This is a genomic window from Pseudoalteromonas sp. N1230-9 (genome assembly GCF_032716425.1).
Taxonomy (GTDB): Bacteria; Pseudomonadota; Gammaproteobacteria; order Enterobacterales; family Alteromonadaceae; genus Pseudoalteromonas.
The window spans coordinates 2156663-2169222 of record NZ_CP090419.1 but is presented as its reverse complement, the minus strand read 5'-3'; the positions used below and the strand labels follow the sequence as shown (position 1 = coordinate 2169222).

Annotated in this window: 10 protein-coding genes and 1 riboswitch; of the genes, 5 read left to right on the top strand and 5 right to left on the bottom strand. The window is 39.7% G+C overall.

What is annotated here, in order from left to right; all coding sequences use genetic code 11:
* The first annotated feature begins 134 nt into the window (after positions 1-134).
* A complete protein-coding gene (locus LY624_RS10135) occupies positions 135-2114 on the top strand; it encodes a sigma-54-dependent Fis family transcriptional regulator (protein WP_341804403.1) in 1980 nt (659 codons plus the stop codon).
* Between the two features lie 252 nt (positions 2115-2366).
* Here the strand turns inward: LY624_RS10135 and LY624_RS10130 are convergent, their stop codons facing one another.
* Together LY624_RS10130 and LY624_RS10125 are read right to left on the bottom strand one after the other, a co-directional pair.
* Positions 2367-2702, bottom strand: coding sequence for a hypothetical protein (locus LY624_RS10130; RefSeq protein ID WP_341802904.1), 336 nt, complete (start codon positions 2700-2702; stop codon positions 2367-2369).
* A complete protein-coding gene (locus LY624_RS10125; RefSeq protein WP_341802903.1) occupies positions 2695-3246 on the bottom strand; it encodes a hypothetical protein in 552 nt (183 codons plus the stop codon). Before LY624_RS10125 ends, LY624_RS10130 begins: the two co-directional genes overlap by 8 nt.
* Positions 3247-3690: 444 nt before the next feature.
* Here LY624_RS10125 and LY624_RS10120 point away from each other — a divergent pair, with 444 nt between their 5' ends.
* A complete protein-coding gene (locus LY624_RS10120; protein ID WP_341802902.1) occupies positions 3691-4893 on the top strand; it encodes a hypothetical protein in 1203 nt (400 codons plus the stop codon).
* Positions 4894-4972: 79 nt separating this feature from the next.
* Here the strand turns inward: LY624_RS10120 and aldA are convergent, their stop codons facing one another.
* Positions 4973-6412, bottom strand: coding sequence for an aldehyde dehydrogenase (aldA, locus tag LY624_RS10115; RefSeq protein WP_341802901.1), 1440 nt, complete (start codon positions 6410-6412; stop codon positions 4973-4975).
* A gap of 408 nt (positions 6413-6820) precedes the next feature.
* On the opposite strand from aldA, the gene LY624_RS10110 reads away from it, so the two are divergent.
* Complete coding sequence (locus tag LY624_RS10110) at positions 6821-8224, top strand: DEAD/DEAH box helicase (RefSeq protein ID WP_341802900.1); 1404 nt, start codon at positions 6821-6823, stop codon at positions 8222-8224.
* A gap of 69 nt (positions 8225-8293) precedes the next feature.
* On the opposite strand, the gene LY624_RS10105 is transcribed toward LY624_RS10110, so the two are convergent.
* Positions 8294-8950, bottom strand: a complete 657-nt coding sequence (locus LY624_RS10105; RefSeq protein ID WP_341802899.1) for a nitroreductase family protein — start codon at positions 8948-8950, stop codon at positions 8294-8296.
* Between the two features lie 102 nt (positions 8951-9052).
* On the opposite strand from LY624_RS10105, the gene LY624_RS10100 reads away from it, so the two are divergent.
* A complete protein-coding gene (locus LY624_RS10100; protein WP_341802898.1) occupies positions 9053-9991 on the top strand; it encodes a LysR family transcriptional regulator in 939 nt (312 codons plus the stop codon).
* 47 nt (positions 9992-10038) lie between these two features.
* Positions 10039-10188: riboswitch (FMN riboswitch) on the top strand.
* Positions 10189-10294: 106 nt separating this feature from the next.
* Positions 10295-10948 (top strand): 3,4-dihydroxy-2-butanone-4-phosphate synthase, encoded by a 654-nt coding sequence (gene ribB, locus LY624_RS10095; protein ID WP_341804402.1) that lies wholly within the window; start codon positions 10295-10297, stop codon positions 10946-10948.
* A 33-nt stretch (positions 10949-10981) separates the two neighbouring features.
* Here the strand turns inward: ribB and LY624_RS10090 are convergent, their stop codons facing one another.
* Positions 10982-12424 (bottom strand): serine hydrolase, encoded by a 1443-nt coding sequence (locus LY624_RS10090; RefSeq protein ID WP_341802897.1) that lies wholly within the window; start codon positions 12422-12424, stop codon positions 10982-10984.
* Positions 12425-12560: the final 136 nt, after the last annotated feature.

Below are 12560 nucleotides of genomic sequence, written 5' to 3'. Positions count from 1 at the left end.
AAAATAGGGTAAAAGGCGTATTGTTAGATTAAATTTCTGTGATAGTTTTAGAAACAAAGACTGAGGCTTTTATAGTTCCAGCCTAATGCTGCTACTTAAATTGCCCGACAACAATAGAACGGAGTAGCAAGGTGATGAAACACACTCCACAACCTATGGACGTTAGTAGTGCTCAGTCGTTTATGTCCACAGAATTTCAACTACGTAACATTCAACCATCTAAATATATCGCGCGATCATGGAAGCGAAGTTTGCTCAATTATGGCTTAGACCCCTATGCGTCTAATGAAGTTGAGGTACTTTCTTCCAGCGAAATGCGATCGCAACTCCAGCTTAGAGAGACCTTTTTAAATACGGGGAAGTGCGGCCTTGTTGGTTTAGCTAATCGTATTGCCGATGCCGGCTACTCTGCAATTTTAACTGATGCCACAGGCTTAACCTTAGCAACGAGTTTATCTACTCAAGAGGAAAGTTTGAGTAAGCAATCAGGCCTACTTATTGGGGCAAGGTGGGCTGAAAACCAAGTAGGTACAAATGGTATTGGCACATGTCTTATTGAAAAAGCCCCTTTGATCATTCATAAGGCTGAACATTTTTATGCAAGTCATAAAGAGTTAAGTTGCTCCGTTACACCTATTTTTGATCCCATGGGAGAGTTGCTGGGTTGCTTAAACGCGTCGTGTATTGGCGCTGACCAAAATAAGCACCATCAGCTCATGACACTCAAAATGGTGATGTTATATGGGCGCATGATTGAAAATAGCTATTTGCATACAAGCTATAAAAACCAACTTATATTAAGTATAAAGTCGGCTGAAAGTTTTTTTGATATCACCCAAGAGCAACTCATCGCGATTAATGAGAAAGGTACAATTATTGGTGCAAATCACGCGGCATTTTTTTGTTTTATGTCTCATTTTCAATCGCATCAATCGTTGCTAGGTATTAATGTTGAGCAATTTATTGGTTTGTCTCTTGATAGTTTACTAAGTAAAACAAATGGAGGAAATAATGCGGTTAATGTGCAACTTCCATTGCTGTTAGAAAATGTCGAAATAACCTTAAAGGTGCCAAAAAGTAAGGCATTGCCATTGGCACAAGCAGAGCCAAAAGTGCAGAGTAAAACATTCACTAAACACCCGCCGATTAATGAATTGAATGGTGAAGATGCCTCTATGCAGCAGCTTGTTCGTAGGGCACTTTTGGTCGCTGATAAAGACATACCTATTATGATTACCGGTGAGACAGGAACAGGCAAAGAGGCGTTTGCGCGCGCTATTCATGAATCGAGTCCTCGTGCTGATAAACCATTTGTGGCGCTAAACTGTGCCGCGATACCTGAAACATTAATAGAAAGTGAGCTGTTTGGTTACCTAGGCGGTAGCTTTACGGGGGCACACAAAAAAGGTATGAAAGGTAAGCTTGAGCAGGCAAATGGCGGCACACTTTTCTTAGATGAAATAGGTGATATGCCGGTACAACTTCAAACTCGGCTATTACGAGTTTTAGCTGAGCGTGAAACTATGCCTCTTGGGGGGATTGAGCCTATCGCATTAGATTTACAAGTGATTTCTGCAACACACCAAGATCTAAAAACACTTATTGAATTAAAAGAGTTTCGAGAGGATTTTTATTATCGTCTTAACGGTATGGTTTTAAAGTTACCAGCACTTCGAGAACGGTCTGATAAATCGTTTATTATTGATAACATACTCGAACGAGAATGCATGGCGGTGCATGGTTTGAGCATAGCCGATGATGCAAAAAGAGCACTCGAATCTTATTTTTGGCCTGGCAATATAAGACAACTGATCAGCGTAATTAAGTATGCGGTAGCTGTGTGTGAAGGAGCTGAAATAACCATTAATTGTTTTCCAGATGATTTAATCGAACACTTTTCTTCACTAACAGATCATAAAACGGCGGGCTCTTTTAAAAAGGAAAAAGCCTTAGCTAAATTTACTGCCTGCCATGAAGAGCAATTACTAATTGAAACGCTTAAAAAACATCGTTGGAATATAACGTCTGTTTCTGAAGAGCTTAATGTGTGTCGCTCTACAGTGTATAGGAAAATGGAAAAGTATAAGATTGTTCAGCCTAATAATGCTTGCTAATAGAAGGAGGCATATTTGGATGCTGTGAGCCTTTGTCAAAACGAGCTTGAAATGTTAATACAAGAATCAAACTAAAAAATGATTAAAAAGGAAAACACATACGAAAAACATTGAGAGAAACTTGAAAGATTTACTAATAATTGGAAAGATAAAACAGAATTTAAATTTGGCAGATTAATACTAATTTACAAAGAGAATAAGGTAACATCGTATAGAGAGTCTAGCTTAAACTCTACTCTCTATTTAAAATCGTTATAACCCCATTCCCGCTAATTTTATTTTTGTTGCATAGCCCCTTGCTGAAAAGACTTTACAGATGTGGTAAACAGAATCGTCTTTTTGTGAAGATAGTCTATACGCTATTTTAGCTAATTCTTTAGCCACATACATGGGTGAAGCAACCAATCCTTGAGGTCTTGGAACAAAGTTCATGGCCTTAGTGCATTCTTTTGATGATGATAGCATTTCCCATACTAATTCGATTACTTTGTCATTAATATCTATTTGATTAGCCATCCCTTTGCTAAAAAAAGCCTCTAATATTTTTTTTACGTCTTTGTTATTAACATCTTCATATTTGTTAGACATCGTTCATTCCTTTGTTAAACATTATTTTTATCAGTAAATCTTTACTTCCATTAGTTCCAATCCCTATAAACTCATTAGGGTTACCTTTTTTAATGTAAGAAATATAATTTTTATAAGCTGAATCTTTTACTTCTAAATCAAAAAAATAAACCCCCTGCTCATCATAGGTGATACCACTATAAGCTGACTTTAAAATGTTCTCTCTTTGAGCTTCTATATATTTATTCTCAGGTTTACTTTGAAGTGTATATATAGATACAAATAGCTCTTGCACAGTTAGTTTCTTACCTTTAACTAAGAAATGTTCTTCATGGGTAAAACTTCTATCTTCATATGAGATATCAATATGCGAGCTATTTTTTATTAATTTATAACCAACTATATCTCCTTTGTCATCAACGGCTTTTTTACAACTTTCAAAAGGGGATATTGGTGCTAATAGCTGACTAATTGGACGATCCTCACCCTTAAAATCACAATCTAAAATAGCTGCGTGTGATTGAAGTGAGAATAGAGCTAGAAAAGGGAGATAAATTATTTTCATTTAGATCCTTTAAACCAAAAATATGTTCCTATTTTTGAATTGTATCTGCTTTTTTTATATACAGCAATACCTTGTCAGTGTTTATAGATGCGTAGCTAATGAAGTACTTTTTAGGGTTTTGAATCAGTAAATTCAACGATTCTCTTTTACTGTAACGCTTGCGTGGGTACCTTTATCTTGTCCGATAAATTTCGTGGAAATTAGCGTAAATCTATCAATATGAAACTTAATTAACCTTAAGTTTTGTTTGCTGTCGATGTATGTAGCAAAATGTGACAATTGACCTGCGACATTAGTTTGATTTTAAGGAATTAAACTGAATACGCTTCAATGTGTTTAATGAAAAAAATACTTTTAAATCAATTTGTTGTTTGTTTTTATTTCAATGGCATAGTCTTTGCCATCCCTTATGTTCGAAGTACACTTCATAAGGGAAACATAATAATGAAATTAAATAAAATAGCAGTAGCAACGTCGTTGAGTTTAGCTTGTTTTAGCGCTATGAGTGCGGAAAATTGGCTAGACAGAATTGAATTATCTGGTGGCATTATGCAAAGTTGGCAAACTGGGATGGAGGTTGAGGGGGCAGCAGCAGATCCAGGCAATGCTAAAACTGACTCAGGGTTTCATCGCTTACGATTTGGCCTCAATATTAATGCACAAGTCACGGATCAACTTTCTATTTTTGCAGAGCTTGCTGAAGAGCCGAATGATTGGAATGATGGCAGCGCGAGTATTAGTCAAGATTTAGCGTGGATCCAATACCAGATTAATCAAGATGTAGGTGTGAGGCTTGGTAATGTTGTTTCGACCACACAAAACTTTTTGCGTTATTCAGATGGCGCATCAGTGCAAACTAATCCGTTTGTGGGAAATAGCCTTGTTGATATGATCACTGCCGAAGAAGGTATCTGGTTTTATGGTGTACATGCATTAAATAAGGGTAGTACAGTAACTTGGGATGGGACTATTTCAGTACCTGATTTTTTTGCGGATTTTTCAGATAATCGGGGGTACAACCTTGGCTTACGTGGTACTTATAATTTAACTAATGGCCTATCGTTTGGCGCAGGTGTTTTTTCCACCAATCACGAAATAAGTGCAGTTACAGGCAAATCTGCGGGGTCGTTAATTGCGGTTGGCGACGGCGATAATTATCAGTTTGCCAGCACAGCGCCTAATGCACGAGCTACACATCCTCTCATTGTGCCTGGGGTGGATGCGTTTATATGGCAAGCTGACATTCAATACATGACTGACACTATTTTACTGCATGCTTTGTATGGTCGAGCCGAGGACGATGTTAGTTGGGCTAATGGGCAGGGGAGTTTTCAGACTAGTTACATTGATCAAGAGTCAGAAATGCAATTTTGGTCTATTGAGGGGCGATATACTTTTAACAAGCATTTTTATCTAGCCGCTCGCTATGCTGAGTCTGACAACGAAAGTGGCAATATCAACAATAATAATACCGCGACTCGACTCCAAGTTGGAGGAGGCTGGTGGATGAATGATTCCACCTTATTCAAATTAGAGTATGTCAGACAGGAAGAAGAACAATTTTCAGGGGGAGGAACTGCGTTATTTGGGGTTGGCGACGGCACAGAGTGGGATGGTGTTATTGTTGAAGCATCAGTTAGCTTTTAAGCTTAAATGGATGGCTTAAATGATTCAGTATTAGCCGCAACATGTGTTGCGGCTTTATTTTTTGATAAATTAACTTAGATTAGTTCTGCATATACACGACGTGCGTTTGCGTAAATTCATACAAACCGTGTTTGCCATCAGCGCCACCAATTCCTGATTTTCTGGTGCCTGCGTGAAAGCCTTGTATAGCTTCGAAGTTTTCTCTATTTATATAGGTTTCACCATAATTGAGTAATTCTATGGCACGCATAGCTTGGCTAAGACTTTGAGTATAGACAGAAGAAGTGAGTCCGTATTCTAATGAGTTTGCAAGTTCAATGGCTTCTTCTAAACTGCTAACGATTTGAATGGGCAGTACAGGACCAAAAATCTCTTTGCGCATAATTTCCATATCGGCATGGCAGTTAACTAACACAGTGGGTTGGTAATGGTAGCCACTGTCGGTGTCGGCTACCTTTGCGCCAGTTGCCACTTTTGCCCCCTCTGCAATAGCTTGTTCAACCATACTGGCTACTTTATTTAAGCAAGATTTATTAACCAGCGGGCCCATTTCGATATCAGGGTCTAGTTGTGGGTCACCATAACGTGTTGATGCCATGGCATCGGATATTTTTCTAATAAACTCATCAGCAACCTTAGCGTGTACATAGACAAGCTCGGCGCAATTACATACTTGTCCTGTGTTGGTTATACGTGATGCTTTGATGGCACTTACTGCAAGATCTATATCGGCATCATCAAGCACAATTGCGGGTGCTTTCCCTCCAAGCTCCAAGTTTACTTTGGTGATATTTTTTGCTGCGGCAGACATAATAACAGAGCCTGTTTCTACACTCCCTGTAAAGCTAATCATGTTTATATCTTCGCTAGAAGAAAGGGCTTGGCCAACATTTCGTCCTGATCCGCATACCACATTAAACACACCTTTAGGTAAACCAACTTCATCGAGGAGTTGGGTGAATTCAAAGCAGTTATTGGGGGTTTCTTCACTCGGTTTGATGACAATGGTATTACCGGTAACTAAAGCGGGGGCCATCTTTCTTGCAATGAGAAAAAAGGGGAAATTCCAAGGTAAGATACCGGCAACAACACCTAGCGGTTTTCTGAATAGAAAAATATTTTCTCCTTTTCTATCACTGGTAATGATCTCGCCTTCGATATGTCTAGCCCAACTCGCCATATAATCGAGGTAGTCGGCAGTGAAGTTAACTTCTACCTTGGCTAAGCTCAACACTTTCCCCTGTTCTTGCGTTATCACAAGTGCGAGCCGGTCAATGTTTTGCCGTATTTTTTCAGCAATTTTATGAAGGTATTGCGCACGCTCGATTGCGGGTCTACTTGCCCACTCTGGTTGTGCTTGTTTTGCTGCATGGATGGCTTGTTCTACTTCAAACTTGTCTGCGCTGGGAACTTTAGATAATACGTCTCCGTTAGCAGGGTTCATTACTTCGATATAGTTGGCTGAATGCTGCACAAACTGGCCATTGATATAATTTTGATATACTGGAATATTAGACATAGGTCATTCTCTTAAATTAGATAAAAAAGCTTCTGACACATGGATTTAGCTAAAACAGTTGTGTCGTTGCAAAGGGCATTCAGCAATCTGCGCACCATGTTTAACTATTTTTTGTTGGAGACTTCAACCATATGATTTTTAGAACTTTTTATAATAAACTGGTGAGGGCTTCACCGATTCATAAAGGTATACCTTGCAGCAGGTGTAGCACTGCACGTGTAGCATTTGTTTCACATTACCTTTAGAAAAATACACAAGGAGCGAAGCGCTAAACATGTGCTTCAGGTGCTAAGGTTACATTTGTGCCGAAATTTCCTTTAATAAAATAATTCCATGCATTATTGACTATCCTAGGTATAATGCGCGCACTTCGGCAATTCAGCTGATTTTTTGAATTTGAGAGACACTATGAGTTTTGATGGCTTAGGATTATCACAGTCTTTAGTTAATGCGGTTTTAGAAAAAGGCTATGAAACACCTACGCCTATTCAAACACAGGCAATTCCTGCAATTATTGCTGGCCGTGATGTTATGGCGGCAGCGCAAACAGGAACAGGTAAAACGGCAGGTTTTACATTGCCACTCATTGAGTTATTAGCAAAGGGTAAAAAAGCAGGTGCAAACCGTGCGCGTGCACTTGTTCTGGCTCCAACGCGAGAGCTTGCTTTACAAGTGAGCGAAAACGTCGAGCAATATGCTAAGCATTCAAATGTAAGCTCATTTGTTGTTTACGGTGGTGTTAAAATTAATCCGCAAATGATGCGTCTACGCAAAGGCGTTGATATTCTTGTCGCCACACCTGGTCGCTTGTTGGATTTACATAACCAAAATGCGATTAAATTTGATGATTTAGAAGTGCTTATCCTCGACGAAGCAGACCGTATGCTTGATATGGGGTTTATTCATGATATTAAGCGCATCATTGCTAAATTACCTGCTAAGCGTCAAAACCTGATGTTTTCTGCGACCTTCTCAGATGAAATCCGTGCGCTGGCAAAGGGCTTAATTAACGATCCGGTAGAAATTTCAGTTGCAGCAAAAAATACCACTGCAAAAACAGTGACGCAATCAGTTTATGTTGTTGATAAGTCAAGAAAAACAGCTTTGCTAAGCCACTTGATTCGCGCCAATGATTGGCAACAGGTGTTGGTTTTTAGTCGCACGAAACACGGCGCTAATCGTTTGGTTAAGCAGCTTGAGCGCGATGATATCAGTGGTGCAGCTATACATGGTAATAAGTCGCAAGGGGCGCGTGTCAAAGCACTTGAAGGTTTCAAAAATGGTGATGTAAGAGTATTAGTTGCCACTGATATCGTGGCACGAGGCTTAGATATTGTTGAGCTACCGCATGTAGTTAATTATGACTTACCAAATGTATACGAAGATTATGTTCATCGTATTGGTCGAACGGGTAGAGCTGGCGCGTCGGGACATGCAATTTCATTTGTAACCGCTGATGATGCAGATGACCTTTATGGGATTGAACGTTTTATTGGGCAATTAATTCCGCGTGCTACAGAGTCAGGTTTTGAGCCAACTAAGCCAGTTGCAGAAAAGCCACTTGATACACGACCAATAAAGCCTAAAAAACCAAAGAAACCAAAAAAGCCGAAAAGTCCAGATCAAGAGCAAACACAAAAGCCAAAACCTAAAACGGCAAAGCGGCCACAGCAAAATAAAGGGCAACAAGGCACAAATAAACCAACAGGTGGAAAGTCATCTGCGGCTAAAACTCAAAGTAAAAAACCTTTTAACAAGCGAACACGCGTGTCAGGCACTGCACATTCTCGTAAAAAGTCGACTGGCGAATAATATGACGATGAACCTTGAAGTGAACTTCAACTCACTTCAAGGTATTAATTCAAGCTATTAAAAGGGTTATTAAATTACTTTAATCACCGTATTTTTATCTAATCGTGATTTTGGTAATGCCGCGTTGTAATCTTGTTCAGGTTCATGGTAGCCGATAGCAAGGGCTACTTCACAAACATACCCCGCTAACTCATCAGCGAATAACTCACTCAGCAGTTCTTTGTCAACACCTTCCATCGGCGTTGAATCAATACCTAAACGCGCCACTGTGTGCATAGTATTACCCAAAGCGATGTAAGTTTGTGACTTGGTCCATGCAGCATTATTGCCTTGTTCATCGGTATTTAAATCGACAAAGGCAAACGCCCCAAATGCTTGCTCTTTATTTTCAGCTTTAGTTCGGCCGTTAGCGATATCAGCATCAATTACTTTTTCATAATCTTCACGTTTATAGCTTGGATTATAGGCAAATAAAATAGTGTGTGATGCCGCTTTTGCATGCACCTGATTAAATTGAAACTTGTTAGCAAAACTATCGTGAAGACGTTGTTTTGCTTGCTCAGACTCAATGACAACAAATTTCCAAGGTTGAGAATTTATTGATGAAGGCGATAAACGTAACGCTTCTAAAATAATGTTTAAATCTTCTTGGCTAACGTGTTTTGATGCATCGTAGCGTTTACTTGTATAACGGCGTTGTAAGTCAGAAATAATAGGGTGTGTCATGTAATTGCTCCCGCATGTATAACATTAGGTGCAGTGTACGCCTTGCATACTTTACGATAAAGCGCATAATCAAATAAACATTATCAAAAAATTTTAGTTAATATGCAGGTTGAAGATCTCAAATTAGTCCTCAAGGTGGCGGAGTTTCGTAGTATAACCCAAGCTTCGGCTAAGTTAGATATGCGCGCTGCGACCGCGAGTGCTGCAATAAAACGAGTAGAGGCAGCACTTGGCGCAGAGCTTTTTGTTCGTACCACTCGTCACTTAAGATTATCAGCTGCGGGAGAGCGTTTTTTACCGCAATGCCAACAAGCATTAGCTACACTTGAGCAGGCAACACTTGCGCTAAAAGGCGAGCATGATGAAATAGAAGGAGAGTTAAGGGTTGCACTTTCTTCAGATTTGGGGCGCAATATTATTATTCCTTGGTTAGATGAGCTTTTGGATGAATATCCCAAACTCAGCATGCGACCACATATCAGTGATAGTAATGTCGACTTTTATCGTGACTCAGTTGACTTTGCGCTTAGGTATGGCTCGCCATCCGACTCAAACCTATACGGGTTTAAAATATGTAATGTGCCAAGGCTCCTATGTGCAACACCAGCGTATATTGCTGAATATGGCGCGCCGACACATCCCGATGAATTAAATCAGCATCAAGGCCTATTTTATCAACTGCAAGATATCATCAATAATATCTGGGAATTTACCAATGGAACCGAGCGTTTTAAGGTGAAAATGCAAGGCCGCCGTGCGTCTAATGATGGTGACCTAGTAAGGCGTTGGTGCGTGGCCGGTAAAGGCCTTGCTGTGAAATCATGCATAGATATCAGTGATGATTTATTAACAGGGCGGGTCGTACCTGTTATGCAAAATTACCCGTACCTTTGTGCAGAGCTTTGGTTAATTTGCCCAAGCAGGCAGTCAATCACACCTGCTGTTCGTTTAGTGAGAGATATATGTCGAGAAAAAACGAAGGCGATTCTCAATCAACTGATTGAAAAAGGTATTTTAGATAAGCGAGTACTCGATAACTAATTATTTTAGGTATAGAATGACTGAGCTTATTCGTCTTTATGATTAAGCAACATTCTCAGGGCGGGGTGAAATTCCCCACCGGCGGTATACTTAACGATGTTAAGTGAGCCCGCGAGCGTTTTAACTTAGGTTAAAGGTCAGCAGATCTGGTGAGAGGCCAGAGCCGACGGTGATAGTCCGGATGAAAGAGAATATAGTTAATCTATAAAACAGTAATTGGCTGCCCTCGGGCGGTCTTTTTTGCTGTGCCTTTCAATGTCCTGAATCTTTTCATATTTAATTTAATAGGTATTAAAAATGATGATTCAGTCTTCTTTACTAAGCCAGTTTGGCGAACCACTTGAACGCGTTGAGCGTGCTATTGCTGCATTGCAGCAAGGTGAAGGCGTGCTTGTGGTAGATGACGAAAACCGTGAAAACGAAGGTGATTTTGTGTATTCAGCACAGCACCTAACAACCGAACAAATGGCCATGATGATCCGTGAAGGCAGCGGTATTGTGTGTCTTTGTATGGGCGATGAGCGTGTTAAACAACTCGACTTACCGCAAATGGTTGAGCATAACACCAGTCAGAACAAAACTGCGTATACTGTCACTATTGAAGCTAAAACGGGTGTAACAACAGGCGTTTCAGCGGCTGATCGCGTCACCACAATTAAAGCAGCCACAGCAGAAAAAGCAAAACCAGAAGATTTATCTCGCCCAGGCCATGTGTTTGGTTTACGTGCGCAAACAGGCGGGGTGCTTGTTCGAAGAGGTCATACCGAAGCGTCAGTTGATTTAATGCAGTTAGCGGGATTAGCGCCTTTTGGAGTTATTTGTGAATTAACAAACCCAGATGGCTCAATGGCTCGCTTACCAGAGGTAAGCACGTTTGCCACTGCGCATGCTATGCCTGTCGTCTCGATTGAAGACTTGGTAGCCTATATCGAGTTTAATCAAAAACAGGCGTGCTAAAATTAAAAGAAGCCACTTACGGTGGCTTCGTCTTTAGTGAAGTTGCTTAATAGCGTTTTTTGCACTTTCACTTTCAGGATCTAACTCAAGGGCTCTTTTATAACTGATGAGCGCTTTTTGCTTTTCCCCAACTGCTAAATAGGCTTCACCTAGGCTGTCATGGGTATTGGCAGAGTCGGGATAATGCTGACTATTGAGTTCAAATACTGCCACCGCTGCATTTAATTTATTCATTTGCATTAATTCATAGCCAAAGTAATTAATCGTTCGTTCACGAGGCATTTTATGATGAGTGACGAGCTCTGCATATTTTTCTTTTAGTGCAGCAATACCGCCAACCTTAAGTGCTTTGTATAGTATGCTATCAGCATGCTCAGTAGCCGCTTCATAAGGCTTTTCGTAATAAATATTGAGAAGCCCATTAGTCATGGGGGTTAATGGTGCACCACCTGTGTTATTTAAAATAACGATTAGGAGTTTATCTTCAATAACTCGGCTAATGAATGCATTAAAGCCATTAATACCACCGCCATGCTGTATTTGAGTCAAAGCTTTACCATATTGATCTTTATCTAACTTTTTAACCTCCCAGCCGAGCGCATAATCTCGTTGGTTAGATACTTGGTACATTTGCTTTTTATATTCAGCAGTCAACAGTTGGTTAGAGTAAAGAGCTTGATCCCATTTTAATAAATCACGTGCGGTTGAGTACATTGCACCTGCAGCATAAGGAATGGACATATCTAGATAGTCAGTGTTGCTATAACCTGCTAGGTTATTAGCATAACCCGATGCACGGTACTTTATTATTTTACTGTGAGAATCGTAGCCTGTATTAGCCATTTTAAGTGGTGTTAGAATATTTTCCTGCAAGACATCTTGGTAGCGTTTTCCTGTTATTTTTTCGATTACTGCCCCTAAAATAAAATAGCCTGAGTTGCTATAGCGAAATTGTGTGCCAGGCTCAAATAATAAATCATCACTACATAACAGGCGGATAAACTGATCAACACTATATGGGTTTCTGCTGTATTTCTCGCCAAAGTCTTTTGTTTGTGTGTAATTACCAAGACCTGATGTATGGTTAAGTATTTGGCGAATAGTTATTTTCTTCGCGGAATCTTGCCTATAATCGGGTAGGTAGGTTGCTAATGGTTCGTCAAGCTTGAGTTTGCCTTGTTGAGCTAGTTGTAGAATTAGCATCGCTGTGAATTGCTTTGTAATTGAGCCAATCCTAAACTTACTATTTTTGCTATGTTTTATATCCCATTCGAAGTTGGCATAACCATAACTTTTTTCAAAAAGTATTTTGCCTTCTTTAGCAACTAAGACGTTACCATTAAACTGTTTATAATTATGAAACTCTTGAATAAAGTCAGCCATTTGCTGTGCTTTTTCTTTACTAAAAGCAAGGTTTGCAAAGAGCAATACAGATATCAGCATTAATGGCTTTAAATAGTTCTCTAATATTTTCATTTTTTTCCCTTGTTGTGATTATTGTTCTATTTTATTTTTAGGTTTAACTCCTTGTTTTTCATCTATTGAAAGTGTTTTTTACTATACGATTGATTAACTTTTATACCGTACCTGAGTTTTGGTGCTATGTCGCATT

Bases quoted from the DNA above. Each gene is read 5' to 3' on its own strand.
- LY624_RS10110 (WP_341802900.1), top strand. From the start codon at position 6,821: ATGAGTTTTGATGGCTTAGGATTATCACAGTCTTTAGTTAATGCGGTT.
- aldA (WP_341802901.1), bottom strand. From the start codon at position 6,412: ATGTCTAATATTCCAGTATATCAAAATTATATCAATGGCCAGTTTGTG.
- LY624_RS10125 (WP_341802903.1), bottom strand. From the start codon at position 3,246: ATGAAAATAATTTATCTCCCTTTTCTAGCTCTATTCTCACTTCAATCA.
- LY624_RS10120 (WP_341802902.1), top strand. From the start codon at position 3,691: ATGAAATTAAATAAAATAGCAGTAGCAACGTCGTTGAGTTTAGCTTGT.
- LY624_RS10090 (WP_341802897.1), bottom strand. From the start codon at position 12,424: ATGAAAATATTAGAGAACTATTTAAAGCCATTAATGCTGATATCTGTA.
- LY624_RS10135 (WP_341804403.1), top strand. From the start codon at position 135: ATGAAACACACTCCACAACCTATGGACGTTAGTAGTGCTCAGTCGTTT.
- LY624_RS10105 (WP_341802899.1), bottom strand. From the start codon at position 8,950: ATGACACACCCTATTATTTCTGACTTACAACGCCGTTATACAAGTAAA.
- LY624_RS10130 (WP_341802904.1), bottom strand. From the start codon at position 2,702: ATGTCTAACAAATATGAAGATGTTAATAACAAAGACGTAAAAAAAATA.
- LY624_RS10100 (WP_341802898.1), top strand. From the start codon at position 9,053: ATGCAGGTTGAAGATCTCAAATTAGTCCTCAAGGTGGCGGAGTTTCGT.